The sequence below is a fragment of the Pseudomonas sp. CFBP2511 genome, assembly GCF_030209255.1.
GTDB classification, from domain to species: Bacteria; Pseudomonadota; Gammaproteobacteria; order Pseudomonadales; family Pseudomonadaceae; genus Aquipseudomonas; species Aquipseudomonas avellanae.
Window position 1 is genome coordinate 1 of the sequence record NZ_JARVSI010000017.1, and the last position, 26,696, is coordinate 26,696.

At 58.6% G+C, this 26,696-nt stretch carries 24 protein-coding genes; 15 read left to right on the forward strand and 9 right to left on the reverse strand.

The genetic code is table 11. From position 1 onward, the window contains the following. Nucleotides 1-121 precede the first annotated feature (121 nt). A complete protein-coding gene (locus QRN38_RS14825; protein WP_174518915.1) occupies nt 122-1,345 on the reverse strand; it encodes a CaiB/BaiF CoA transferase family protein in 1,224 nt (407 codons plus the stop codon). A gap of 9 nt (nt 1,346-1,354) precedes the next feature. Then, the gene (locus QRN38_RS14830; protein ID WP_285362433.1) at nt 1,355-2,536 is read right to left on the reverse strand and encodes an acyl-CoA dehydrogenase; all 1,182 of its coding nucleotides are present in this window, start codon (nt 2,534-2,536) and stop codon (nt 1,355-1,357) included. A 155-nt stretch (nt 2,537-2,691) separates the two neighbouring features. On the opposite strand from QRN38_RS14830, the gene QRN38_RS14835 reads away from it, so the two are divergent. The 10 genes from QRN38_RS14835 to QRN38_RS14880 all read left to right on the forward strand — a co-directional run bounded on the left by QRN38_RS14835 (nt 2,692) and on the right by QRN38_RS14880 (nt 12,499). Beyond that, a complete protein-coding gene (locus tag QRN38_RS14835; protein ID WP_005768397.1) occupies nt 2,692-3,612 on the forward strand; it encodes a LysR family transcriptional regulator in 921 nt (306 codons plus the stop codon). Between the two features lie 425 nt (nt 3,613-4,037). After that, on the forward strand, nt 4,038-5,159 hold the full coding sequence (locus QRN38_RS14840; RefSeq protein WP_122223078.1) for a Re/Si-specific NAD(P)(+) transhydrogenase subunit alpha: 1,122 nt from the start codon (nt 4,038-4,040) through the stop codon (nt 5,157-5,159). A gap of 10 nt (nt 5,160-5,169) precedes the next feature. Continuing rightward, nucleotides 5,170-5,493 (forward strand): NAD(P) transhydrogenase subunit alpha part 2, encoded by a 324-nt coding sequence (locus QRN38_RS14845; RefSeq protein ID WP_002555867.1) that lies wholly within the window; start codon nt 5,170-5,172, stop codon nt 5,491-5,493. Continuing rightward, nucleotides 5,490-6,944 (forward strand): NAD(P)(+) transhydrogenase (Re/Si-specific) subunit beta, encoded by a 1,455-nt coding sequence (locus tag QRN38_RS14850; protein WP_005768392.1) that lies wholly within the window; start codon nt 5,490-5,492, stop codon nt 6,942-6,944. Before QRN38_RS14845 ends, QRN38_RS14850 begins: the two co-directional genes overlap by 4 nt. Before the next feature lie 179 nt (nt 6,945-7,123). Beyond that, nucleotides 7,124-8,617 (forward strand): succinyl-CoA:acetate CoA-transferase ScpC, encoded by a 1,494-nt coding sequence (gene scpC, locus QRN38_RS14855; protein ID WP_005768390.1) that lies wholly within the window; start codon nt 7,124-7,126, stop codon nt 8,615-8,617. Between the two features lie 320 nt (nt 8,618-8,937). Continuing rightward, nucleotides 8,938-9,153 (forward strand): DUF1127 domain-containing protein, encoded by a 216-nt coding sequence (locus QRN38_RS14860; RefSeq protein WP_003383123.1) that lies wholly within the window; start codon nt 8,938-8,940, stop codon nt 9,151-9,153. A 315-nt stretch (nt 9,154-9,468) separates the two neighbouring features. Continuing rightward, nucleotides 9,469-9,786: a DUF2388 domain-containing protein gene (locus QRN38_RS14865; protein ID WP_005768387.1), complete on the forward strand. Its 318-nt coding sequence runs from the start codon at nt 9,469-9,471 to the stop codon at nt 9,784-9,786. 87 nt (nt 9,787-9,873) lie between these two features. After that, entirely contained in the window at nt 9,874-10,179 is a 306-nt protein-coding gene (locus QRN38_RS14870) for a DUF2388 domain-containing protein (RefSeq protein WP_011105515.1), read from the forward strand. Between the two features lie 38 nt (nt 10,180-10,217). After that, entirely contained in the window at nt 10,218-10,541 is a 324-nt protein-coding gene (locus tag QRN38_RS14875; protein ID WP_003383126.1) for a DUF2388 domain-containing protein, read from the forward strand. After that, nucleotides 10,538-12,499, forward strand: a complete 1,962-nt coding sequence (locus QRN38_RS14880; protein WP_057419139.1) for a DUF7844 domain-containing protein — start codon at nt 10,538-10,540, stop codon at nt 12,497-12,499. Before QRN38_RS14875 ends, QRN38_RS14880 begins: the two co-directional genes overlap by 4 nt. Here QRN38_RS14880 and QRN38_RS14885 read toward each other — a convergent pair whose 3' ends face one another. From QRN38_RS14885 to QRN38_RS14905, 5 genes are all read right to left on the reverse strand, one after another. After that, nucleotides 12,500-12,877: an SCP2 sterol-binding domain-containing protein gene (locus QRN38_RS14885; protein WP_024667547.1), complete on the reverse strand. Its 378-nt coding sequence runs from the start codon at nt 12,875-12,877 to the stop codon at nt 12,500-12,502. A 172-nt stretch (nt 12,878-13,049) separates the two neighbouring features. Further along, on the reverse strand, nt 13,050-13,493 hold the full coding sequence (locus QRN38_RS14890; protein WP_057419138.1) for a hypothetical protein: 444 nt from the start codon (nt 13,491-13,493) through the stop codon (nt 13,050-13,052). 249 nt (nt 13,494-13,742) lie between these two features. Beyond that, nucleotides 13,743-14,018 carry an HU family DNA-binding protein gene (locus QRN38_RS14895; RefSeq protein WP_003383132.1) on the reverse strand — a complete coding sequence of 92 codons (276 nt, stop codon included), beginning with the start codon at nt 14,016-14,018 and terminating at the stop codon, nt 13,743-13,745. Between the two features lie 188 nt (nt 14,019-14,206). After that, nucleotides 14,207-15,355 (reverse strand): NAD(P)/FAD-dependent oxidoreductase, encoded by a 1,149-nt coding sequence (locus QRN38_RS14900; protein WP_057419137.1) that lies wholly within the window; start codon nt 15,353-15,355, stop codon nt 14,207-14,209. Between the two features lie 48 nt (nt 15,356-15,403). Next, nucleotides 15,404-15,571: a rubredoxin gene (locus tag QRN38_RS14905; protein ID WP_003383136.1), complete on the reverse strand. Its 168-nt coding sequence runs from the start codon at nt 15,569-15,571 to the stop codon at nt 15,404-15,406. A gap of 187 nt (nt 15,572-15,758) precedes the next feature. Here QRN38_RS14905 and QRN38_RS14910 point away from each other — a divergent pair, with 187 nt between their 5' ends. The 5 genes from QRN38_RS14910 to QRN38_RS14930 all read left to right on the forward strand — a co-directional run bounded on the left by QRN38_RS14910 (nt 15,759) and on the right by QRN38_RS14930 (nt 20,890). Next, nucleotides 15,759-16,319: a chorismate--pyruvate lyase family protein gene (locus tag QRN38_RS14910; RefSeq protein ID WP_007245013.1), complete on the forward strand. Its 561-nt coding sequence runs from the start codon at nt 15,759-15,761 to the stop codon at nt 16,317-16,319. After that, a complete protein-coding gene (gene ubiA, locus QRN38_RS14915; RefSeq protein WP_007245012.1) occupies nt 16,319-17,209 on the forward strand; it encodes a 4-hydroxybenzoate octaprenyltransferase in 891 nt (296 codons plus the stop codon). Before QRN38_RS14910 ends, ubiA begins: the two co-directional genes overlap by 1 nt. 168 nt (nt 17,210-17,377) lie before the next feature. Beyond that, nucleotides 17,378-18,067, forward strand: a complete 690-nt coding sequence (phoB, locus tag QRN38_RS14920; RefSeq protein ID WP_003383141.1) for a phosphate regulon transcriptional regulator PhoB — start codon at nt 17,378-17,380, stop codon at nt 18,065-18,067. A gap of 60 nt (nt 18,068-18,127) precedes the next feature. Further along, nucleotides 18,128-19,450 carry a phosphate regulon sensor histidine kinase PhoR gene (phoR, locus tag QRN38_RS14925; RefSeq protein ID WP_007245011.1) on the forward strand — a complete coding sequence of 441 codons (1,323 nt, stop codon included), beginning with the start codon at nt 18,128-18,130 and terminating at the stop codon, nt 19,448-19,450. 99 nt (nt 19,451-19,549) lie between these two features. After that, nucleotides 19,550-20,890, forward strand: coding sequence for a hemolysin family protein (locus QRN38_RS14930; protein ID WP_003383143.1), 1,341 nt, complete (start codon nt 19,550-19,552; stop codon nt 20,888-20,890). 86 nt (nt 20,891-20,976) lie between these two features. Here QRN38_RS14930 and QRN38_RS14935 read toward each other — a convergent pair whose 3' ends face one another. Further along, nucleotides 20,977-21,879 (reverse strand): peptidoglycan DD-metalloendopeptidase family protein, encoded by a 903-nt coding sequence (locus QRN38_RS14935; protein ID WP_046464026.1) that lies wholly within the window; start codon nt 21,877-21,879, stop codon nt 20,977-20,979. Between the two features lie 160 nt (nt 21,880-22,039). Continuing rightward, on the reverse strand, nt 22,040-26,692 hold the full coding sequence (locus QRN38_RS14940; protein ID WP_057419136.1) for a deaminase domain-containing protein: 4,653 nt from the start codon (nt 26,690-26,692) through the stop codon (nt 22,040-22,042). Between the last annotated feature and the right edge of the window lie 4 nt (nt 26,693-26,696).

Consider the following 26,696-nt stretch of genomic DNA (forward strand, 5'->3'; position numbering starts at 1 on the left):
AAGTGGGGCGAATTATAGACACATCACAGAGGGCGTCAACCGTTAATTTCAAAAAACCTGAAATTAACCGTTAGCGCCGTAGCTATATAGAGAAGCGCTTTAAAAACACTCTTTTATATAGCTACAGCACACCTGCGGCTCGCAGCGATGCAACCTCATCACCGCCCAAACCGAGAAGCTCCTCCAGTACCACAGCTGTATGTTCGCCCAGCATAGGCGGCGCCCTACGGTATTCAACGGGCGTCTCGGACAAACGAATCGGGCTGGCGACCTGCGGGACCTTGCCACCCAGTGCATGGGGCAGCTCAATCGCCAACCCGCGTGCCACAACTTGCGGATCGGCAAACACCTTGGCCAGATCATTGACCGGGGCGCACGGCACACCCACAGCCTCCAGTACGGCCACCCACTGAGCGGTCGCCTTGAAAACCGTCACCTGCCGAATCAGCGGGATCAGTTCAGCACGATGAGCCACTCGCAGCGTGTTGGTCAGAAAACGCGGATCATCTGCCCACTGCGACTGCCCCGCCACTTCGGCAAACTTCCTGAACTGACTGTCGTTACCCACCGTAAGGATAAGGTCGCCATCGGCAGTCGGAAAACTCTGATAGGGCACGATATTGGGATGGGCATTGCCCAGACGCTCTGGTGCGACCCCGGTAGTCAGGTAGTTCATGGCCTGATTGGCCAGGCAGGCCACCTGCACGTCCAGCAACGCCATATCAATATGCTGCCCTACATCGCTTTGATCGCGATGAGCCAGAGCTGCAAGGATTGCGGTCGTTGAATACAGGCCGGTCAGAATGTCGGTCAGCGCGACGCCGACCTTCACCGGACCTGCACCTTCCTCGCCCTCCGGCAAACCGGTAAGGCTCATCAGACCGCCAAGCGCCTGAATCATGAAGTCGTAACCCGGACGAGTCGCATATGGACCGCTTTGACCGAAACCGGTAATGGAGCAATAGATCAGTCGGGGGTTGATTGCCTTGAGCGACGCATAATCCAGCCCGTAAGCCGCCAACCCACCAACCTTGAAGTTTTCTATGACGATATCGGACTTCGCCGCCAGCTCCCTGACCAGCTTCTGCCCTTCAGGTCGCGTGAAGTCGATGGTGACCGACTGCTTGTTACGATTGGCCGACAGGTAATAAGCCGCCTCACTGGTGTTATGCCCGGCCGCATCCTTAAGAAACGGAGGCCCCCAGGCGCGAGTGTCATCGCCACAGCCCGGACGCTCGACCTTGATGACGTCAGCGCCCAGATCAGCAAGGATCTGCCCGGCCCAGGGTCCGGCCAGAACACGCGAAAGATCGAGCACTCTTATATGTGAAAGCGCACCCATGATCAGCCCTCCTTAATAGAAAGCCTGAATACCGGTCTGCGCTCGCCCCAGGATCAACGCATGAACGTCATGCGTCCCTTCATACGTATTCACCACTTCCAGATTGACCAGATGGCGCGCAATGCCGAATTCGTCGGAAATCCCGTTCCCGCCCAGCATGTCGCGAGCCATGCGCGCGATATCCAGAGATTTGCCGCAGGAGTTGCGCTTCATGATCGAGGTGATTTCCACCGCCGCAATGCCTTCGTCTTTCATACGCCCCAATCGCAGACAGCCTTGCAGCGCCAGGGTGATCTCGGTCTGCATGTCTGCGAGCTTTTTCTGGATCAACTGATTGGCTGCCAGCGGACGGCCAAACTGCTGACGATCAAGGGTGTATTGCCGAGCGGTGTGCCAGCAGAATTCAGCCGCACCCAGCGCACCCCAGGAAATACCGTAGCGTGCCGAATTAAGGCAGGTAAAAGGACCTTTGAGACCGCGCACGTCCGGGAAGATGTTTTCTTCGGGCACGAACACATTGTCCATGACGATCTCGCCGGTGATTGACGCGCGCAAACCGACCTTGCCATGAATGACCGGAGCACTCAGCCCCGCCCAGCCTTTTTCAAGAACGAAACCGCGAATATCACCAGCGTCGTCCTTGGCCCACACCACGAACACGTCCGCGATCGGACTGTTGGTGATCCACATCTTGCTGCCGCTCAGGCGATAACCGCCTTCGACACTCCTTGCCCGGGTGATCATCGCGCCAGGGTCGGAGCCGTGATTGGGCTCGGCTAGGCCAAAGCAGCCGATCCACTCGCCAGACGCCAGTTTGGGCAGGTATTTCTCTTTCTGGGCCTGCGTGCCGAATTCATTGATCGGCACCATGACCAGTGAGGACTGCACACTCATCATCGAACGATAGCCCGAGTCAACGCGCTCTACTTCGCGGGCGATTAGCCCGTAACAGACGTAATTCAAGCCACTGCCGCCGAACTCTTCAGGGATGGTCGCACCCAGCAGCCCCACTTCACCCATCTCGCGAAAGATGTCCGGGTCGGTTTTCTCGTGACGAAACGCTTCCAGCACACGCGGCGCAAGCTTGCCCTGGGCGAACTGCTCGGCAGTGTCGCGAACCATGCGCTCTTCTTCAGAAAGCTGTTGATCCAGCAACAATGGGTCGATCCAGTTAAAGCTCGCTTTACCGCTCATGTCTGTTCCTCACGCTCAGCTGAAAAATCCTGTAACGATCCTAGCCCCGGCTTACCCCTGCGACAATCGAGGTTTTATCAAGGCACTGTGCTAATTTCTCACTCCGAAGTTCGGTTAATGGCCCCACAACAAAAAGATCAGTGAGAAGAAAGTACATGAGACGCAAAATACCCAGTACAACCGCCCTGGTGAGTTTTGAGGCAGCCGCGCGCCATGAGAGCTTCACCAAAGCCGCGCATGAACTTTCCCTCACGCAGGGCGCCGTTTGCCGGCAGATAGGCGGGCTGGAAGAGTTCCTCGGCATAGAACTGTTCCGACGCTCCAGGCGGGGCGTAAAGCTTACAGAAGCAGGGCTTTCCTACAGCCGCCGTGTTGCCCAGCAGCTGGACGCCGTCGAACGGGACACCCTTTCGGTCATGGGCGAACAAGGCGCGCATGCCATCGAGCTGGCCGTAGTCCCCACCTTCGGCACCCAATGGCTATTGCCGCGTCTGAAAGACTTTCAGCACAAGCACCCTGATGTCACGGTTCATCTGACCAACCGCACGCGCCCGTTTCTGTTCGCCGACACCGACTTCGATGCCGCCATCTATTTTGGCGACGCCGACTGGTCCGGCACCCAGTCACACAGGCTGATGGGCGAAAACTCATTGCCGGTGTGCAGCCCTTCATTCCTGGGCGGGCGAGGCAGCCTCAAGGCCAGCGAGCTGGCCGAGCTGCCGCTGCTTCAACAGACCACCCGCCCCTATGCGTGGCGCCAATGGTTCAACGCGCAGAACCTGAACGTTGCCCGCGACATGACCGGCCCTCGCTACGAGCTGTTCTCGATGCTGGCGCAGGCAGCCATGCACGACATGGGCGTGGCGCTGATCCCGCCCTTTCTCATCCAGCGTGAACTGCACGAAAAACGCTTGGTGATCGCCAGCACCAGCGCCCTGCCCAGCAACAAGGCTTATCACTTGATGATCCCCGAGCGAAAAGTAGAGTCTGCTTCATTGACCGCATTTCGCGACTGGCTGGTCGATCAGGCCCATGATTACTCACTGCCGCAAGACAAAGAACACACACTCGCTTAAAGGTAGTGATATGCCAAATCCCCCTACATATATAACCTTATGTCGCATAGGGACAACTCGCTAAAAAGCTCGATAATCGAACTAGCCCCTCAATATTTACGGGGTTATTCCATTGATTTCAGCTTGGTCCCCGGCGTTTTTCGAAAAAAAGTTTTATCACCTGTATTTTTTGTGGATTAACGCTCAAACACCCGCAGCCAAAGCGCTTCACGGGAATACTGCGACAATAAGTCACAGCGTGACTTGTAGTTCATCTATAGTTTCGTTACAGAATATATTGATGCTTGGAAACATCGCCTGCAAAATGCCCCGCGCCTGCTCGAAAGGGCGCGTTGATTGACCGTTCCAGACGCACCAGCCAGACGCACCAACCGTAGTGCCCTGGCCTACCTACAAACGATAAAAAATCGCGCAGGAGATTTGTCGTGCACATTGGTGTTCCTCTCGAAACGCAAGCGGGCGAAACCAGGGTGGCTGCCACCCCGGAAACTATCAAAAAGCTGATCAGCCAAGGACACAGGATCACCGTGCAGCGCGGCGCCGGTATTCAGGCCAGCGTTCCAGACAGCGCTTTTGAGGCCGCAGGCGCGGTCATAGGTGAGGCGAGCGAAGCGTTTGCAGGTGAGCTGATCCTCAAGGTCGTCGCGCCGAACGATAACGAGTTAGCACTGATAAACAGCGGCTCGGTGGTCATCGGCATGCTCAACCCGTTCAACAACGAGCTGATCGGCAAGATGGCCGATCGCGGCGTCACCGCTTTCGCCCTGGAAGCCGCGCCACGCACCTCCCGCGCCCAGAGCCTCGATGTGCTGTCTTCGCAAGCCAACATTGCCGGCTACAAAGCCGTGCTGCTCGCCGCGCACCACTACCCGCGCTTCATGCCGATGCTGATGACCGCAGCTGGCACCGTCAAAGCGGCACGCGTGCTGATACTCGGCGCAGGTGTCGCAGGCCTGCAGGCCATTGCTACTGCCAAACGGCTGGGTGCAGTGGTGGAAGGCTCCGACGTGAGGCCGGCAGTCAAAGAGCAGATCGAATCGCTCGGCGCAAAATTCATTGATGTGCCATACGAGACCGATGAAGAGCACGAGTGCGCCGAAGGGGTCGGCGGTTATGCCCGGCCAATGCCCGCCAGCTGGATGCAGCGCCAGGCCGCAGCCGTTCACGAGCGGGCCAGGCTGGCGGACATCATTATTACTACCGCCCTGATCCCCGGCCGCAAGGCACCGGTGCTGCTCAGCGCCGAAACCGTGGCGCAGATGAAGCCCGGCTCGGTAGTGATCGACCTGGCGGCTGCACAAGGCGGCAATTGCCCGCTGACGGTGGCGGATGAGGTTGTCGTCGCGCACGGCGTCACCCTAATCGGGCACACCAACCTGCCCGCACTGGTCGCCGCCGATGCATCCGCGCTGTACGCCCGCAACCTGCTGGACTTCATAAAGCTGCTGTTCGACAAAGACGGCACATTCTCGATCAACCTTGAAGACGACATCGTCGCCGCGTGCCTGATGTGCCGCGACGGTCAAGTCGTACGCAAAAACGGCTGAGGACACACCCATGGAAGAGCTGATCTCCCCCGGCGTCTATAACCTGATCATCTTCGTGCTGGCCATCTATGTCGGCTACCACGTGGTCTGGAACGTCACGCCTGCGCTGCACACGCCCTTGATGGCCGTTACCAACGCGATCTCTGCCATCGTGATTGTCGGCGCCATGCTCGCCGCTGCCCTCACTGTCACGCCGCTGGGCAAGACCATGGGCACGCTGGCCGTCGCGCTGGCTGCAGTGAATGTGTTTGGCGGTTTTCTGGTCACGCGGCGAATGCTGGAGATGTTCAGGAAAAAGGCACCCAAAGCGAAAGACGAGGCGCCAAAGTCATGAGCATGAATCTGGTCACGCTGCTGTATCTGATTGCATCGATCTGTTTCATCCAGGCACTCAAAGGCCTGTCACACCCGACCACCTCCCGCCGCGGCAACCTGTTCGGCATGCTCGGCATGGGTCTGGCGGTTATCACCACGATAGGCCTGGTGTTCAAACTGGCAGCCCTTTCCAGCGCTGAAGGCACTAGCGCCGGCATTGGCTACATCGTGGTCGGCCTGCTGGTAGGCGGAACCGCCGGCTCGATCATGGCAAAACGTGTCGAAATGACCAAAATGCCGGAGCTGGTAGCGTTCATGCACAGCATGATCGGCCTGGCGGCGGTGTTCATTGCCATTGCCGCTGTGGTCGAGCCCCAGTCACTGGGCATCGTTCAGCACTTGGGCGACGCTATCCCGGCGGGCAACCGTCTGGAGCTTTTCCTCGGTGCGGCCATTGGCGCGGTCACGTTCTCGGGTTCGGTGATCGCCTTCGGCAAACTGTCGGGCAAGTACAAGTTCCGGCTGTTTCAGGGTGCACCGGTACAGTTTGCCGGGCAGCACAAGCTCAACCTGGCGCTCGGCCTGGCCACGCTGTTCTTTGGCCTGACTTTCATGTTCACCGGCAGCCTCACAGCCTTTGCGATCATGCTTGCCCTTGCGTTCGTGATCGGCGTGCTGCTGATCATCCCGATTGGCGGCGCCGACATGCCGGTCGTGGTCTCGATGCTCAACAGTTATTCAGGCTGGGCAGCGGCGGGTATCGGCTTTTCGCTGAACAACTCGATGCTGATCATCGCCGGCTCGCTGGTGGGTTCTTCTGGCGCGATCCTGTCTTACATCATGTGCAAGGCGATGAACCGCTCGTTCTTCAACGTGATCGGCGGCGGCTTCGGTGGCGCAACGGATTCGGCAGGGCCTGCAGGCGCCAAGGAAGCGCGCCCGGTGAAGTCCGGCTCGGCAGACGATGCAACCTTCCTGCTGACCAATGCCGACACCGTGATCATCGTGCCGGGTTACGGCTTGGCTGTGGCTCGCGCGCAGCATGCCCTCAAGGAGCTGACAGAAAAGCTTGTGCACCGTGGCGTCACCGTCAAGTACGCCATTCACCCGGTTGCCGGGCGTATGCCGGGGCACATGAACGTACTGCTGGCCGAAGCGGAAGTGCCTTACGACCAGGTGTTCGAGATGGACGACATCAACTCCGAGTTTGGCCAGGCTGACGTGGTTTTGGTGCTCGGTGCCAACGACGTGGTCAACCCGGCCGCCAAGAACGATCCGAAATCGCCCATTGCCGGGATGCCGATTCTGGAAGCCTTCAAGGCCAAAACCATCATCGTCAACAAGCGCTCGATGGCCAGTGGTTACGCAGGACTGGATAACGAGCTGTTCTATCTGGATAAAACCATGATGGTGTTCGGAGACGCCAAAAAGGTGATCGAGGACATGGTGAAGGCTGTGGAAAACGCCTAGCCTGACCCTGCTTCAGCACAGCCCCGGCTCGCTTGGCGACCGGGGCTTTTTACATTTCGCGTAACAGTGTTTTGCGCTAAAGCCGCCCATTAGAGCCCTTAAATGCGACCTTGGTAGCGGGACGAACAAGGCCCGGTTCTCTAGACTTGTCGCTCGCTTCTATCTACGAGACAGATCCCATGTACCGTGACCGTATCCGCCTGCCCTCCCTGATGAGCAAGGTTATGAGCGCAGCCGATGCTGCTGCATTGATTGAAGACGGCATGACCGTCGGCATGAGCGGCTTCACCCGCGCAGGCGAAGCCAAGGCCGTGCCGCATGCGCTGGCCGAGCGCGCCAAGGTGACACCGCTGAAAATCAGCCTGATGACGGGTGCCAGCCTGGGCAATGACCTGGACAAGCAACTGACCGAATCCGGCGTGCTGTCCCGGCGCATGCCGTTTCAGGTCGACAGCACTCTGCGCAAGGCGATCAACAACGGCACGGTGATGTTCATCGACCAGCATTTGTCCGATACCGTCGAGTTGTTGCGCAATCGGCAGATCAAGGCCGTGGACCTGGCGGTGATCGAGTGTGTGGCAATTACCGAGGAAGGCCACCTGGTGCTGAGCACCTCCGTTGGCAACTCGGCCAGTTTCGCTATTCTGGCCAAACAGGTCATCGTGGAAATCAACCTGTCCCAGCCTCTGGAGCTGGAAGGCCTGCATGACATCTATATACCCAGCTACCGGCCGACGCGCCTGCCGATCCCGGTGCTGGAAGCCGATTCGCGCATCGGCAGCCATGCGGTGAAGATCGACCCGGCGAAGATCGTCGGCATCGTTATCAGCAACCAGCCTGACTCGCCTTCCACCGTCACGCCACCTGACGCAGACACTCAGGCCATCGCCAACCACCTGGTGGAGTTCTTCAAGAAGGAGGTGCGCGAAGACCGGCTCACCGACAAACTGATGCCCCTGCAGGCGGGCATTGGCAACATCGCCAACGCAGTCATGCATGGCCTGCTGGAATCGCCATTCACTGACCTGACCATGTATTCCGAAGTATTGCAGGACTCGACATTCGACCTGTTCGACGCCGGCAAACTGACATTTGCTTCCGGCAGCTCCATGACCCTGTCAGCGGCCAAACACGCCGAAGTATTTGCCGACTTCAACCGCTATAAATCCAGGCTGGTGCTGCGCCCGCAGGAAATATCCAATCACCCCGAAGTCATCCGGCGCCTGGGGATTATCGGGATCAATACCGCGCTGGAGTTCGATCTGTACGGCAACGTCAACTCCACCCACATCTGTGGCACGCGGATGATGAACGGCATTGGCGGCTCTGGGGATTTTTCGCGCAACGCGCACCTGGCGATATTCGTCACCAAGTCGATTGCCAAGGGCGGTGCCATTTCCAGCGTTGTGCCGATGGTCAGCCATGTCGACCACACCGAGCATGACGTCGACATTCTGGTGACCGAGCAGGGGCTGGCCGATTTACGCGGGCTGGCACCTCGCGAGCGGGCGCGGGTGATCATCGATAACTGCGTACATGCTGATTATCGCGATGCGTTGAACGCCTATTTCGACGCCGCCTGCGCGCTGGGCGGGCATACGCCGCACATCCTTCGGGAAGCACTGAGTTGGCACATCAACCTGGAAGAAACCGGGCGCATGCTGCCGACCTGAACAGGACAGTTGGAAGTGATCGAGACCTTTGCTTGATCACTTCCTGGTGCTGCTGAGCGGTATCCGAGAAAACTGTACTTCTGTACCGGTCATAAAACTGCCTTAAAACACCAAAATCACCACAATCGAGCATAAAACGCACTGGATTGGTGCCGACCGGTACAGTTGCCCCATTTATGAACAAAACAGTGCCCGATCACAGTTAACTGAACCCTCACAATACAGCTGAACTGTGTCTATCGAAGCTGGACGCGTACGAGGAAAATGGGCACCAGTCAAGCAACTCACTAATCCCGCCACAAGCGGAAGGAAGTCACACCATGGAACGTACAATCAGTTCCGATCTGTTCAGCGAAAGCACCGTCAACACTGCAAAAGCTTCTTTGCCTCTGCGCGTATTCGCCAACCTGATGCTCTGGCAGCGTCGCTTGTCCAGCCGCCATCAACTGGCTCGCCTGGATTCCCGTCTGCTGGCTGACGCCGGTATCAGCGAATCCCAGCGTTACGAAGAGCTGAGCAAGCCGTTCTGGCGCTAATTTAGCGCTCGCTGGTCCCAGACCTCCAAAGGTCTCCCACCAGCACCCCGAATTGCTTCATACAAAACCCGTCTCAGGCAACCGAGGCGGGTTTTGTCGTTTCAGGCTTACAATACAGGCTGATTCCCAAGCAGCAGTACAGTTTTAGTTATGTCAAAAATAAGCCTGTACAGTTACCAAATATCGCATGTTAGATGACAACAGGCCGTCGACCGCCATGACAAGCGCGGTACCGCTGGGATAATCTAGCGCTCTACCCAAGCCCTTTGGCTTCGCAAGCAGCCTATGCCCTTTTGTCCACGATGGAATTCGATCATGTCTCTGCTACGTACCCTTGGCGCTGCCATCCTGTTGACCGCAGCAGCAGGCGCCAACGCCTCAAGCTTCATCGTGACCACTGACGCGGTGGTCGATGCAGTCAACGCGGCGACCCGCGCCACCTCCAAAGTGTCATCGTCTCTCAAGGACGACAAGATCGTTCTGGCCGCGCGTGAAGATGCAGCCAGCTTCGTGGCCAGCTCCGGCGAGATTCGCGGCGCTCGCCTTGAAGGCGCACTGCAGCACATCCGCCAACAGTTGCCTGAACTGCAAGCCACCGACAACCAGCTGGCGCAGGCCATTCTGGCCATCTGACACATAACGCCCCGGCCACGTGTCGGGGTAGCCCGTGCCAGAGCATTGCGCTAGCCTTGAGGCCTGTTTTGCCGGTTCGTGAAAGCCATGCGTTTACTGCACCTTCTGTTTATCGCACCCATTGCCAGCCTGGCCGTTGTCAGTCAGGTTCAAGCGTTCGATACGACCACACAAAGCCTGGTCATCACCGGCTATGTCACCAGTCAGGTCACAACGGCACCGTTCGATAACAAGCTGATCATCGCGGCACGGGACGACGCTGCAGCGTTTGTCGCCAGTGGTGGAGCAATGCGCGGTGCGAGGCTTGAATCGGCCTTGCTCGCTCTGCGCCAGGCAAATGCAAAACTTCATGCCAGCGACCTTGAACTGGCGCAGGCAATCCTCGTCCAATAGCCACTTTCCCCTCTTTGCGTAACTGGAGACGTCACTACATGCGTACCCCGCTGATTGCTGCTGCTTCACTTGGCCTGCTGTTGCTGGCCGATCTTGCCCAGGCTCAGACCGTTGTGGCCACGAGCAACATCATCGTTCGCGCGTTCGGCCGTACCATCGACTTTACCTCGGACACCACCACGTCGATCCGTGATTCCAAGGTTGTCATCCAGGCCAAGGACGATGCCGCCAGCTACGTTGCCAGCGGCGGCGACATTCACGGAGCCCAGCTCGACGCAGCCTTCGATACGCTGCGTACTCGCGTGCCGGAAGCGCGCGGTGCCAGCGACCAGACCCTGGCTGAAGCAATCCTCGCATTGTGAGGCGGTTTCGCGCCTGGCTGCTTGCTGGCGCGCTGTCGCTGGTCGGGACACCTGCCTTTGCCAGCCTGAAGCTGGAACTGCAGGCCGATGGCCTCAGCGCCGCCCAACAGCAAGCCAGCCAGACGCTGCTCGACGAAGCCATGCAGGCGCTGCCGCCCAGCTTCGTCGAGACGCTGGACCGCACCGTCGAGGTGAGCTGGTCCGGTGACATGCCGCAAAACGCCTATGGCCAGGCTGCCGGCCCTTATCAGCTGTACCTCAACAGCCATTTGCTGGCTGCGTTGACCGACGGCTCGGCTGCCACAGCCCAGACAGGCCGCCCGCATGGCACGGTTCGCCGGGAAATGCTCGCCACCGTCCTGCATGAACTGACCCACGTGTACGACCGCGCTCGTCTGTGGTCACCCACCGAGAAGGCGGCTATTTTCCGCTGCGCCTCGCGCAACAGTTCGCTGGGCAAGATCGGCCTGCCCGACAGCTGTCGCGGTCAGACCGAACGACGCTTCACCCTGAGCGACGATCCGCGCCTGCTGGACCTCGCCGGCTGGCAGCAATATGTCGGACGCCGCGGTGAACGCGAAGAACATAACGGCCAGGTCGCGCGCAGCCCGGACATTTACGAAACCACCAGCCCGCTGGAATTCGTGGCCGTCAATATGGAGTATTTTCTCCTCGACCCGGCCTACGCCTGCCGTCGCCCCGCGCTGTATGCCTATTACAAGCAGCGCTTCGGCTGGGCACCTGCGGCACGCGATGAGTGCCCGACGTATTACCCGTACCTGAACGCCGGCAGCGACTTCGGCCGAGAGCCCTTGGGCAAGCTGGACCCGGAGCGGGTCTATGCGGTCGATTACCTGCTGGCCGAGGCGAACCAGAACTGGGCAAGCCGCTGGGGTCACAGCATGTTGCGGCTGGTGATCTGCAAACCCGGTCGCCCGCGCGGCCCGGATTGCCGACTGGACCTCGACCAGCATCTGGTCCTGTCTTACCGGGCGTTTGTCGGCGACGTGCAGCTCTCGAGCTGGGATGGCCTGATGGGTGCGTACCCGTCACGGCTGTTTGTCCTGCCGCTTGCTCAGGTCATTGATGAATACACCAAGACCGAACTGCGCAGCCTGGCATCGGTGCCGATCACGCTGTCCCGCCCGGAGATCGAAGGGCTGGTTCAGCATGCTGCCGAGATGCACTGGAGCTACGACGGCAACTACTACTTTCTCTCGAACAACTGCGCGGTTGAAAACCTCAAACTGTTGCGCAGCGGCACGCACAATCCCAAGCTGGTCGGCCTGGACAGCATTCTGCCCAACGGTTTGCTTGAAGTGCTTAAAGGCCGTGGGCTGGCGGATACCAGCGTGCTGGACGACCCCAAGGAAGCGCTGCGTCTGGGCTATCGATTCGACTCCTACCGCGATCGTTATCAGGCGATGTTCGAGGTATTGAAGAAATACCTGCCGATCAAGCAGAACACCGTCGAAGAATGGATGACCCTGCCCGCCAGCGAACGCAGCCAATGGTTCGAGAAGGCTGACCTGCGCACCAGTGCCGCCATCCTGCTACTGGAACAGGCGAGCCTGCGTCGGCAATTGCTGCTGGCACAGGATGAAGTCAAGCAACGCTATCTGGGCGCACGGCAGTTGAACGACGGCAGGGTTTCCAAGGCAACCACGACGCTGCAGGAGATTCTTGCCAGCAGCGGCTTTCTGAGTCGCCCTGCCGAGCTGCTGGGCAGCGATGGTTATGGCTTGCCGCAGGCCAGTGAATGGCAGCGTCTTGAGGCAGAAAGCAGTCAGCGCCAGAAACAGCTCAAGCGCCTGACCGGCGATCTCGACAAGGAAGTGCGCGCATTGCTGGAGCCTGAACGGGCCAAGGAAATCGCAGCCAACGAAAACAATCTGAAACAGATGGGCGAACACCTTCGCGCGCTGCACAAAGCAGCAGGCGGTCTGCAACTGCCTTGATCAGGCTGCTTTCTTTTTCGGCTTGAGGTACTTGGTAAGGCCCTGGAACCAGATTACCAAGGCCGGGTTGCCCTTGATCTGAATGTCCTTGTCCTGAACGCCCCTCATGAACGCCAACTGCTTGTTTTTTGCCTGAAGTGTGGCAAAACCGAACGCTGCGTCACGAAACGCGATGGCAAAGGCAGGCTCTGCCACTACACCGCTCGCTGTGCGAATGCGTTGATCCTGAACCACGAAATGGCGCGCAATCCTGCCGTCTATGGTCTGCAACTGAAAGGTAAGGTTCTTGCCAGCCAACTGCTGCTGGAAATCAGGATTGTCTCTACTGGCGCGGGCCATCATTCGGCCCAGCATCCAAAGAAGAAAGCGAAATTTCATACAGTTCCTCGGCGTGAACCAGACCCTGTCATCAGAGCCCGGGTGGCTAGTACAGTGTAGTAGGTTGAAGGGAAAAGCCTGCAAGGAAAGATCTATTTCGACGAAGATCGGTACATAAACCTTAATCCACAACCAGGTGCTGCTCCGCATGGAAAGCAGCACCGTCGCCTAATCAGCGAATGCTGCTGATGCTGCCCTTGCTGCCCGTTACCTTCACGTTGACCTTCTTGAAGATGAAGTAGTCCTGAACGCTGACTTCATAACGTGGTGCCACGATCAGATCGGCACCCGAGGAATTGACTGCCTTGTAGGCAGCAGCCGCCTTGGCGGTCGATACAGGGTCAGGCAGCGCCAGCCCAAGACCACCGCCACCACTCGCGCCGCCGTAGGTCACGCCATCGGCAAAATGGTTGTCGCCACCGAAACTCAGGAAGTTGAACAGCACATTGGTGGAGGACTCACCGGTGATGGTGCCGCCGACCTTGACGTCCGCTTTAAGGTCGGTTTTGACCGTGCCTTCCAGCGGTGCGCTTGGCTGGCTGACGTTGTAGCTCACGCAACCACTGGTGGTGGCGATCAGCGCCGCAACAGCAGCAGACATCCATAGCTTCTTCATTCGAGATTTCCCAAGAGTAATTTTAAGGGGTGCAGCAGGAGCGGCACTCTAGGGGAATGCGAAACAAGAAAATGTCAGGCAAATGCCAGTGTTCAGGAAGGCTGCTGTACAAAATTCAGTAGGATTATTCTCACCACAGGCGCTCGCGCCTGAACCGTACGACACGCCAGATGCAAAAACGGGCACGCCAACTGAATGGTGTGCCCGCATTTCAGTAACGCGCCTCCCGCCGAGGCGCGCGACCAGGTATCAAGGGTTGACGCTGTCTTTCAGGGCTTTCCCCGGTTTGAAGGCTACGGTGTTGCTTGCCTTGATTTTTACTGGCTCTCCGGTCTGTGGGTTCTTGCCAGTCCGGGCGCCGCGATGGCGTTGTAGAAACGTGCCAAAGCCTACCAGCGTGACACTGTCCTTGCGGTGCAGTGCGCCAGTGATTTCTTCGAGAATGGCATTGAGAACGCGATTGGACTGTTCTTTGGTGAGATCCGCTTTTTCAGCAATAGCGGCTGCAACATCTGGTTTACGCATATGAAGCCTCTTTAACGGTTTTTTGTTTTTATGTCCCGCGCCGCTCGTGAAAAGCGGCAACAAGGCGCCGCGACGGCTCTACGTAGCGGCAGACAGACCGAGGATGGCATGCTGGCGTGGCCCGCGCCAGTGCACGGGCATGGTTTCTTGACAAAAAACCGTGGTATATCCGACAAAATGCCGCGAAATTATGCCAATAACGCAGGTAAAACCTTGTTCAGTGCGAGTTTTTCCATAACCGCAGTGCCGGTCAGTGCGTAACCCAGCAGATTGCCACCAGTGTCGTGACACAGTGCCTTGATATCAGCCCCCTGCCCTTCGATGCTCCACTGCCCGTCAGTACCGCGCGGCGGAGGGGAAACCACCAGCGGACACGCCGGCGTCTTTACAGTGATCGGCATGGGGCCATACTTCACGGCCGTCGGTGTTCCAGCCAGCGTCTGGGCCAGGGCGCGTGCACAGCTCATCAATGGCATGACATACAACAGGTTGAGACCGTCGACTTCAGCACAATCACCCAGCGCGTAGATATTGGCGTGGGAGGTTTGCAACTGACGGTCCGCCAGAATGCCGCGCCCCGTCTGCAGGCCGGCAGCGGCGGCCAGATCGATGCGCGGCCGCAGGCCAATGGCCGAAACCACCACGTCGCAATCAATCACCTGCCCGTCCGACAAATGCGCTTGCAGGCCATCATCTGCGCGTTGCAAATGTGTCAGCAGCGGGCCGAGGTGGAAACGTGCCCCCAGGCTTTCAAGCCCGGCCTTGACGGCCGCCGCAGCAGCAGGCGGCAACAGGGTCGGCATGACCTGTTCGCAGGGCGCAACCAGGTCCACTTCGTAACCGCCCAGCATTAGGTCGTTGGCAAACTCGCAGCCAATCAGGCCTGCCCCTAGAATCAATACGCGGCGCTTGCCCGCAGCCGCCGCCCGAAAGCGCGCGTAATCCTGCAGGTCGTTAATCGGGAACACCGCATCGCTGGCATCGCCTTCCACCGGCACGCGTATGGTTTCAGCCCCCCAGGCCAGCACCAGATCACGGTAATACACCGCCTCTTCACCGATCCACAGGCGTTTGTGGCCAGGATCAATGCCGCTGATACGCGTGTGCGTTCGGATTTCGGCCTTGAGCTGATCGGCCATTGCACCCGGCTCGGCCATGCTCAGGCCGTCGGCTTCCTTGTTCTTGCCAAAGCCTGTGGACAGCATTGGTTTGGAATAGGAGCGGCCATCATCGGCCGTGATCAATAGCAGCGGTGTGTCTGCGTCCAGCTTGCGAAACTCCCGAGCGAGGTTGTAGCCCGCAAGACCGGTGCCGACGATGACGACGGGTGCACTCATTGTTTTTTCCTGCTCAATGTTTTTCTGCTCAGTGTTACCGAAGAACGATCAGGCGATTTCGATCATTTCAAAGTCCATCTTGCCAACGCCGCAATCCGGGCACAGCCAGTCTTCAGGCACGTCCTGCCAGAGTGTGCCGGCGGCAATTCCGTCATCCGGCCAACCATCGGCTTCGTTGTAGATCAGGCCACAGACAATGCATTGCCACTTCTTCATGTTTTGATTCTCTTGGTTATCAGGCTAAGTGTAGTGCGGCGGTCGATTGCCACCTGAACGGGCGTTGTACTGATCACAAGGCCCGGATGCAAGCCTGATTCTATGACTTGTTGCTCTGCCGGTCGGCGGTCAAGCCAGGCAATCGTGATAAGCTCGCTGCCTCGTTGGCCGTCGAAACTGACTTATTGTGACCCAGCATTCCCCCGTATTCGTTACCCCTGACTGGCTTGAGCGCGAGCAACTGACTGACACGCCCACACCTGTATTTTTCGGCTGGCTATTCAATCAGCAATCCCTTACACGCCGACTGGACCGCCTGTCTGACGGCGGCTTCGATATCGTTCCCCTGTTTGAAGGCTGGCAAGCGTTGCGCGACGACGAATGCGCCGCTTTGGGCTTGCCAGCAGCCAGCGAAGGCTGGGTGCGCGAGGTGTACTTGCGCGGTAACGGCGAAAACTGGGTGTTCGCCCGTAGCGTCGCCGCACGGGACGCGCTGCAACACGGCGGTTTGCACATGGACGAACTGGGTACCCGCTCGCTGGGCGCATTGCTGTTCAGCGACCCGGCGTTCGACCGCGGCACCCTCCAGGTGTGTCATTACCCGCAAAGCTGGCTGCCTGATGCCGATGCAGTTTCCGGGCTGTGGGCACGCCGCTCACAATTCAGTCGCGGTGCGTTGAGCGTGCTGGTTGCCGAAGTTTTTCTGCCCGCCCTGTGGAATGCGATTCATAACAAGGACCACGCCTGATGTACCTGTCCCTGCTCAAATCCCTCAATCGCCTGAGCCCACGCGCCTGGGATTTTGTCCAACTGACACGTATCGACAAGCCGATCGGCATTTATCTGTTGCTGTGGCCAACCCTGTGGGCGGTCTGGATCGCAGGCAAGGGCTCGCCGTCGCTGAACACGGTGTTCATCTTCGTGGCAGGCGTATTCCTCATGCGCGCGGCGGGCTGCGTGATCAATGACTTCGCCGACCGCAAGGTCGATGGTCACGTAAAGCGTACCGAACAACGCCCGCTGGTCAGCGGTAAAGTCAGTTCGCGTGAAGCGTTGGTTCTGTTTGCCGTACTGGTCAGCCTGAGTTTTGTGCTGGTGCTGTTCACCAACAGCACGACGATCTGGCTGTCATTTGGCGGGCTGGCGCTGGCTGCCTGTTATCCGTTCATGAAGCGCTACACCTATTACCCGCAGGTGGTGCTGGGTGCCGCGTTCTCGTGGGGAATGCCGATGGCGTTTACCGCTGAAACCGGCGAGCTGCCTGCCGCAGCCTGGCTGTTGTACATCGCCAACCTGCTCTGGACAGTGGGCTACGACACTTACTACGCAATGGTCGATCGCGACGATGACCTGAAAATCGGCGTGAAATCCACCGCCGTGCTGTTTGGCGATGCCGACCGCGTGATCATTTTGTCCCTGCAAGGTCTGGCGCTGGGCTGTCTGGCGCTGGCCGGTTCGCGCTTTGAGCTGGGTGCCTTTTTCTACATGGGGTTGCTGGTCGCGGCTGCCTGCTTCGCCTGGGAATTCTGGAGCACGCGCCTGCGCGAGCGCGATGCCTGCTTCAAGGCCTTTCTGCACAATCATTGGGCGGGCCTTGCGATATTCCTCGGCATCGTCGCCGATTACGCCTTGCGCTGAGCACAGCCGCCAAGCGCACTCGGGCGATTGAAATAAAGGCGTGATCACTGGGCGTGCGGGCCCCCGGTATCCTGTGCGCATGCTAGCCTCATCCAGACCTGTCACACGACTGCAATAATTCCGTTATCTAATGCGCCCCAAGACAGTTAAATGACAAGAGGTTCGAGCATGGCTGGCAGGAGCATCCTGATCGTTGACGACGAAGCGCCTATTCGTGAAATGATCGCCGTTGCGTTGGAAATGGCTGGATACGACTGTATTGAAGCCGAAAACTCTCAGCAGGCCCACGCGATCATCGTCGACCGCAAGCCTGACCTTATTCTGCTCGACTGGATGCTGCCTGGCACATCCGGCATCGAATTGGCCCGACGCCTCAAACGTGATGAGCTGACCGGGGATATCCCGATCATCATGCTCACCGCCAAGGGCGAAGAGGACAACAAGATCCAGGGCCTGGAAGTGGGCGCTGACGATTACATCACCAAGCCGTTTTCGCCCCGCGAACTGGTTGCCCGCCTCAAGGCCGTGCTGCGCCGGGCCGGGCCGACTGACGGAGAGTCCCCTATCGAAGTCGGCGGCTTGCTGCTCGACCCGATCAGCCACCGCGTCACCATCGATGGCAAACCGGCAGAAATGGGCCCAACCGAATACCGCCTGCTGCAATTTTTCATGACCCATCAGGAGCGCGCTTACACACGTGGCCAGCTGCTGGATCAGGTCTGGGGCGGCAACGTGTACGTCGAAGAGCGTACCGTCGATGTCCACATTCGTCGCCTGCGCAAGGCCTTGGGTGATGCGTATGAAAATCTGGTACAAACCGTGCGCGGCACCGGCTATCGCTTTTCAACGAAGAGCTGACAGCCGTTTCGTCGATGCAGGGCAGCGACCGGTGCGGACCAGACAAGGATTTACCCTTAATTGAATCAAAATTGGTACGGCACCCTGATACGCCACATGTTGCTGCTGGTCACCGCCTGCCTGTTGGTGGGCCTGATCAGCGGACACTATGGCTGGAGCCTGGCCACCGGTCTGGGCCTGTATCTGGCCTGGACCCTCAAACAATTACTGCGCCTGCATGACTGGCTGAGCAGCCACAAGGCCGACGAGCCACCTCCAGACGGTTACGGCCTATGGGGCGAAGTGTTCGACAGCATCTACCACCTGCAACGCCGTGACCAACGGGTGCGTGGCCGCTTGCAGGCCGTCATCGACCGCGTGCAGGAATCCACCGCTGCTCTGCGCGATGCGGTGATCATGCTCGACAGCGAAGGCAATCTGGAGTGGTGGAACCGCGCCGCCGAAACCTTGCTGGGCCTCAAGACGCCGCAGGACAGTGGCCAGCCCGTGACCAATCTGGTGCGCCATCCACGCTTCAAGGAATACTTTGCGCTGGGCGACTACAGCGAGCCGCTGGAGATCTCCTCGCCCACCAACGACCGCATGCGCATTCAGTTGCTGATTACCCGCTATGGCAACAACGAGCATCTGATGCTGGTACGTGACGTCACACGCATTCATCTGCTGGAGCAGATGCGCAAAGACTTCGTCGCCAACGTATCCCATGAATTACGCACGCCGCTGACCGTGATCTTCGGCTACCTGGAAACACTGCTCGACAACGTGGAAGAGGTGAACCCACGCTGGGTGCGGGCACTGCAACAGATGCATCAACAAGGCGGGCGCATGCAGACGCTGCTCAACGACCTGCTGTTGCTGGCCAAGCTCGAAGCCACGGATTACCCTTCGGACAACAATCCGGTCGTGGTCACTGCGCTGCTCAAGACCATTACCGCCGACGCCAATGCGCTGTCGGGCAGCAAGAATCAACAGATCCACCTCAGCCTTGAAAGCGACATGCTCCTCAAAGGCAGCGAAAGCGAGCTGCGCAGCGCGTTTTCCAACCTGATTTTCAACGCGGTCAAGTACACCCTGGCCGAAGGCGTTATCCGCATACGCTGGTGGAACGACGAACGGGGCGCGCACCTTAGCGTGCAGGATTCGGGCATCGGCATTGAGACCAAACATCTGCCACGCCTGACGGAACGCTTCTACAGGGTCGATACCAGCCGGGCCTCCAATACCGGTGGCACGGGGCTGGGCCTGGCGATCGTCAAACACGTGTTGCTGCGCCATCGCGGCCACCTTGAGATCAATAGCGTTCCGGGCAAGGGCAGCGTTTTTACTTGCCACTTTGCCGACGACCAATTGTCCAAACCCTTGAACGACGATTCAGACTACTAGGCAATCGAGCTTTCAGCCGCTACATTGCCGGGTTCATAGCGTCTTCCTTGGCGCGAAATCGCTCTCTTTCTGTTAATACGGACCCTGCAAAACCCCATCATGGACCCTTCTCCTAGTTTTAACCTGTCTTCACTCTTTGCCGACTTCGGCATGATTCTCTTTGCTCTGTTCCTGGTCCTGCTCAACGGCTTTTTCGTTGCGGCAGAGTTCGCCATGGTCAAACTGCGCTCGACCAAGGTCGAGGCCATCGCCGACAAGAACGGCTGGCGCGGGCACATCCTGCGCAAGGTCCACGGCCAACTGGACGCCTATCTCTCGGCCTGCCAGTTGGGTATCACCCTTGCCTCTCTCGGCCTGGGCTGGGTGGGCGAACCGGCGTTTGCGCACCTGCTGGAGCCACTGCTCGCCGCAATGGGCGTCGACACCCCGGAACTGATCAAGGGCGTGTCGTTCTTTACCGCCTTCTTCATCATTTCCTACCTGCACATCGTCATCGGCGAGCTGGCCCCCAAGTCATGGGCAATCCGCAAGCCGGAGCTGCTGTCGCTATGGACGGCGGCACCGCTGTACTTTTTCTACTGGCTGATGTACCCGGCCATCTACCTGCTCAACGCCAGCGCCAACGCCATTTTGCGCATCGCAGGCCAGGGCGAGCCTGGCCCGCACCATGAGCACAGCTACAGCCGCGATGAACTGAAACTGATTCTGCACTCCAGCCGTGGTCAGGACCCAAGCGATCAGGGCATGCGGGTGCTGGCATCTGCTGTGGAAATGGGCGAGCTGGAAGTGGTCGATTGGGCCAACTCCCGCGAAGACATGGTGTCGCTGGACTTCAACGCGCCGCTCAAGGAAATTCTGGCCTTGTTTCGTCGCCACAAATTCAGCCGTTATCCGCTGTACGACGCCGAACGTGGCGAGTTCGTCGGGCTGTTGCACATCAAGGACTTGCTGCTGGAGCTGGCCGCGCTGGATCATATTCCCGAATCCTTCAACCTGGCTGAACTGACCCGCCCGCTGGAGCGCGTGTCGCGGCACATGCCGCTGTCGCAATTGCTGGAGCAGTTCCGCAAGGGCGGCGCGCATTTCGCCGTGGTCGAAGAAGCCGACGGCAAGATCGTCGGCTACCTGACCATGGAAGACGTACTCGAAGTGCTGGTCGGCGATATTCAGGACGAACACCGCAAGGTGGAGCGCGGCATTCTCGCTTACCAGCCGGGCAAGCTGTTAGTGCGTGGCGATACGCCGCTGTTCAAGATCGAGCGTCTGCTGGGCATCGACCTGGATCACATCGAAGCGGAAACCCTGGCAGGTCTGATCTACGAAACCCTCAAGCGCGTGCCGGAAGAAGAAGAGCAGATGGAAGTCGAGGGCCTGCGCATCATCATCAAAAAGATGAAAGGCCCGAAAATCGTTTTGGCTAAAGTGCTGAAGCTGGATTGACCCGATCAGCGCCGCCTGTTCAAAATCGGCCGCAAAGCGTCATGAGCTCATGCCCGCGCGGAGCATTGGCGCGATAGGCAACAGCGCTAATTCCCGCCCACCGCGAAGTTGGGCAGGCTCGGTACCGGTGTAGCGAATTCGTAGGGGATGGAGACCAGTTCATTGCCCGAATTGCGTTGCACGACAAAGTGCAGGTGCGGGCCGGTGCTGTTGCCGGTATTGCCGGAACGCGCCAGCGCCGTACCGACACTGACCCGCTGACCTTCCCTGACCGCCACCGAGCCTTGCATCAAGTGCAGGTAGACGCCCATCGTGCCGTCCTCGTGCAGAATCCGCACAAAGTTGCCTGACGCATTCGAGCCTCTGCCTGACTGGCTGTTTTCGATCTTCACCACCGTGCCGCCGCGCGCTGCGATGATCGGCGTGCCTTCGGGCATGGCGATGTCCATCGCGTAGCGCCCTTTGACACCGAAGTGGCTGTATCTGCCATTAGGCCCCTGGGTCAGACGAAACGGCCCACCGATCCACGGCAACGGGTATTTGTAAGCGTGTACCGAGCCCTTGGGATCGCCCAGCGTGGAAGTGAGCATCGACGCGTAATTCATCGGCTTGCTCGCAACCTTGGGGCTCAAGACCACCACCCGTTCGTTACTGCGTGCAGGGATAGTGCGGCGCAATGTCGAGGAAGCCCCTGCCACACCCAACACGTTGGTGACGCTGGAAAGCTTGAGTTCAACCTCGACCGGGGCATAAAGGTCGTTACGCACATACAGGCTGTGCACGCCCTTTTCCCGCCGCACACTCAGGTGCACCTGCTGGTCGATACGTTCGACCATCCGGTCCCGAAAGACCATGACCGATGCACCCGGCGTCGGCCGGTCAGAGAACGACACCACGCCTTGGGCATCGGTGAATTTGTAGATCGTGACTGCCCCCGCCGACTGCACAGTCAACGTCAGGGCAAACAGGATGAGCAGGCGTTCAAGCATCGGAGGCGATCAGGTTCAAAGGTGCCGGGTGCCAAGCCTAGCAGCCTTGCAGGCAGAAGAGGACTCACAGGTATCAATCGGACATGAATGAAGCGCCAGACAAGCCGCGCCAGACACAAGACGCGCAGTGCCGTTAAAACACTGCGCGAGGTGAATACGGTCAGATAGCTTGATAAGGTTTCAGGTAAGTCACCGAAAATTGCGCATCAGGAAAGTCGAGCTTCAAACGCGGCAAAACGAATCCGCCACAGGAGCGGCAAGTGTCCAACACAGTGAACACCTTGATATGCGTCAGTTTGGTGGACGCCATGTCTTCCTTCAAGACAGTCGCAATCAACCGTTCCGAATCAAGATAACGCCCGAATGATCTGACGACCAAATGATCGACGTCTCTGATGACCGGCAGGCTGGTAAACCCCGGATCCGGCTGACGCCCAGCCATACGAGCGCGTGCATCCCGGTAAATCACGCCATCGATGACTCGCTCGGTGCTTTCAGTGACATCGAGTTGCAACTTCAGATCTTTGGCTTTGTTACCACCAGACAGCGCGTAGTACACAATCCGCTCACCGGACTCAGTATAGGCCTGCAAGAATGAAAGGTTTGCCCCGCGGACTTGTTTCATTATGCGTTTGGGTGCCTTGGGCGTCACGATGCTTTCCAGGGTCAGCTTCTCCCATTTGACGGGAGAACCCTGCGTCGGCAGCAGTTGATTGAGTACTTCCACGATGTGCTGCTGATCCGGCAGGCTTCTCAGAGTAATCTTCTTGAAGTCTGGAATACTGTTTCTGGCCAGCGTCACGAACTTTTTCTGAATCTCTTCGCCGGACATGATATTGGCGGCAAACTTCAGAAGGTCATTGGGTTTTTGATTGGCAGTGCACCACTGCACGTAGTCGTCATAATGAGTGACGGGCTCCCCCCAGGACACGTGCCAATCAGCCCGCGCGGAATCATCCAGCAAATCAAACAGCAGTCGGGCAATATTTTCCTGGTCCTGCTCGGCTCCTGGAAACTCGCGAACCAACCGATACTGCTCGGATACCCGGATGTATTCATTGATTTCAGCCGCCTCGGTAACGCGAGAAAACCTCAGGTCGGACGCCTCATCTACAGAAATGGGTGCCTTGTAGAACAGCCCGGTGTCTGGCTCGAGGAAAATCCAGTTCTCCCCGTCCATTTCCAGCCGGATACCGCGAAGGGCTCGAGCATCAGCGATGTCTGAAGCAATGGGGCCGATATTGATGACAGGTATATGCGCGTATATCCACAGCGCATCATCCATCGAGAAGTTTTCCGGCAGGCCAAGTAGCCCTGCCCTTGCCAGTGCGCCGCGAAGCTGGGGCAGATAAACCGGCGTTTCAGGCAACGCAAGCAGTGCCCGTTCGGCCTCGGAAAGCGGCACGACCTGTTTCACGGCAGCCGACGTGGAGGCCACTGGCTCAACAGAATCGGCCCATTTACAGAACTTGCCCTCGTTGACGAATACATCAATGCTACTCGCCGCAGAGTCGGCCCCCAAAGACAGCCTGTCCAGCCCGAACTCACGGGCATCCATGGCATTGCTCGGGTATTTGCCAGTACGTTTCGGGGACGTCGAGCCATCCATTATCGGCTCCGGCGCGGGTGTTGCCAGCTTTACACCATTGGTGCAGGGGATTTCTATCAGGTTGCGCCGAACCCGGCAGAGTCTCTCTGTTTCCTGCAGTTGCGTTGAACGCAGAGATAACTTTTCAACAGCGAGCTTGCGCAATGCTGCGTCAGGCGTGTTGGTGTCGATATGGTAGATCTGATCATCGACCAGAATATCGAATACGCCCCCTTCCCGCTCGATAGCCCGGACATTGCAGCGTTCCACAATGCGCACCTCGCAGGCAGTGCCGTACTCGACCTCCGTTACCGGCGCGATGGGCGGATAGTGTTCAGGGCTTATGCGCTCCTGCGCTGAAAAAACCGAAAACTCCATTCGTTCGCTCTGTGCCACCTGCGTCAGCTTTTTACCAAATGCCGCGCCTGACCGTGGATCAGACAGCCTGAAATCCGGTTGCTCCAGAGTGCCTACGTCGCGCACCACTACGTCGGCTCTGCCATCGACCATTACAATCTTGCTCGCAGGCTCGGCAGTTATCGGCAACTGCACGTCTTCGGCGAGCCGATACATTCCCTTGTCCAGGCCGAAAGTGGCGTCAAGCACAGCCTGCGATGAAAACACGCTGCTCAGCGACGGCACGTCTTCCAACAATGCGGCCCAGCCTCGGACACCCATTTTCAGTCCCAGCCTGCCTATATCGCGCAAGGCGAATACAGCACTGGACTTCGCCAGCCCGGCGATCAACTTGCCGACCGCCTTGCCAGTGAGTCTGGCAACTGACTCGACGCTCATTTCGCCCGCTCGCAGAACGATGCGCGCGGTTGAACTGACGAACTGCCCCAAAGGAAGCAACACGAAGGCAACATCCATTACACAGCCAACTATCGCACCGCCCGACCGATCACCGGATGCAAGGTCCTTGATACAGCCGTAAAACGGAATGATCAGACGTGCAGCGATATCGGCGTATTCACGTTCCTTCGCCCAGACCTGCTCCCATTGAGTCTCGTGCAGGTGTTCAGCTTTACTGCGCTCGAGAAAGTCGCCGAGCAAATGCTCTGCCGCCTTGCTTGCCAGGATGTCCAGGCCGCTTTGCTGATCGGTATCAGCAAAGTAGACCAGCGTTGCAGAAGGAATCAGTGTCCCTTGTTGTGGCTGGTGCAAGGCTGCCGAGGAACGTGATACGGCCCCAAGCAGATAAGCGTCGCTGTCCATTGGCCATAGCGGGGTAACTCTGGCTTTTTCAATGCGTCGCTGGTGAGCCTCCTTGCGGCTGAGCGCTTCTGTGATAGGAATAGTGCCGGACCACGTAACGCCCTCTACCGCGTACCTGAACGCCTGACGAACTTCTCCTGCGACGCCTGCTGCCGGGATCAACTCGAAAAAGCGTTCGCCCACCGAGTGGCCCTCAAAATCGCTGCGGTGATCGCCCGCCTGGCACCGGATGAAAAGCCCCTGCGTCCCTTCCTCAGCGCCGAATCGGACCCTGCTCAGCTCGCAGGTGGAATCAAGCAGGGTCTTTTGGTCAATCACCTGCATTTCTGACAATTGGCGCCGGATGACGCTGGCCTCGGCACGGACCAGTGCGCGCTGAAATGCATCGAATGCAGTGGCGTAGGCTTCCGGGACCGTGGGCTGTCCCTGAATGTACACCTCACCCATCATCACCAGCTCGACCACTGACGCCTGCGGTCGCCCGGCTGCCAGCAGGCGGTCAATGGAGTAAGACGACGCGACCGTGAACCCATGCGCCTGCAATATCGGCCAGTGGTCGATATGAATGCTCTGCTCCCAAAGCCAATGATCGACACCTGCCGCTTTCAGCATCTGCTGCGCCAGGCCTTTCCGGTCCGCTGGCTTTATTCCCAGCAAACTGTTCAGTTCCTGAGCATGAAGGCGCTGCTGAACATCTAGATAAGCAAGCGCCTGACTGATCTGCGCGGCGCTGGCTTGATGGACATCATCATTATTTTTCCATTCAATAGCGCCGTGCGCGGTGGCGTAACGCAGGGCCGGGATAATCAGCGTTTTCGCCCACAGCGCATGAATATCGACATCGCTGGATTGAGCCAGATCCGCGCTGACCTTGATCAGCGTGTCGTATGGCGTGATCTGTGACAGGCCCGGCGACAACGCTTCAACCAGCGCAACGCCATGAATGAAGGCGACGCTCTGCAAAGAACGTCCATATTGAAGGTGGTCGGGCACGCCCTCGACCAGAAGCTCGGGCATCGCTTCACGCAAAAACAGGTGACACATTATGTCCAGGGTGCTCGGCAGGGCTTGAGGAAAGTGAGCGCGAACAAGCTTGCGCACCTTGTCATAAATCTGCACATGGCTGTGTTCGCAGACCCAGCGGCGACGCAGGGCCTTTTCAAGTGGCTCGCCATCAAGTTGCACGGCTGCTGCAACGTGATCGGCGATCACACGGCCGGCAAGTGCCTGGGTAACGAGGGGCGAGGTATGTTCGCCCGATCGTCCACCGAACCAATCCATGTAACTCAACAGCGGCTTGAAGACAGATTTGAACTGCGCGGTCTGGCACAGCGCATGCCAGGTCGCGTGCGGGCTAAAGCGCAGAACGCTGCCTTGCGACTCAGGCTCGCACAGCAGCGCCATACCCGAACGCTGCAGCAGATACCCCACATCGCGGACAGTGCTCCAGGTGTCCAGGCGCGGAACCTTTGCATCAAGGCTTTTGGCATTGGGCAACGACTCGTCCAGCGCCACGCTCGCATGCAGCACCGGCATCAGCACTATGGCTGCGAGCGCAATCAGCGACTCGAAGGATAATCTGGAGTGCTCGGCACCAAGGCTGATTGCCAGAGAAAGCGCGCGCATACCCGGCGCGGCGGTTGCATCCTCAATAGCCGTATTCAGCCAGCGTGCGCCATCCGGATTGACAAGATGGATGGCCATCCTGCGCAGGTATTCGGCCCTGCTGGCAAGCGCCATGGCGGTCGAGGGGTCGACGTGCAGATTACTGTCGGGCCAGTGGCTGACCGGGATCGCTGCCAACTGGTGCGCAATTGCAATCTGGCGCTCAGGTGCAGCCAGTTGCTGGTTGAGCGAATTCGCAAGCGCCTTGTCGTGGTACTCGCCAACGGGGGTCAGCCCGACCAGAGCCTGGCAGAAAATGCCCAGGTCAGAGCGCTGATGGGCGGAGGGTGCAGGAGGCGCAACAGCCGTGTGGACGTTTGATTGGAGCGGAGTTGAAGTCATCGGG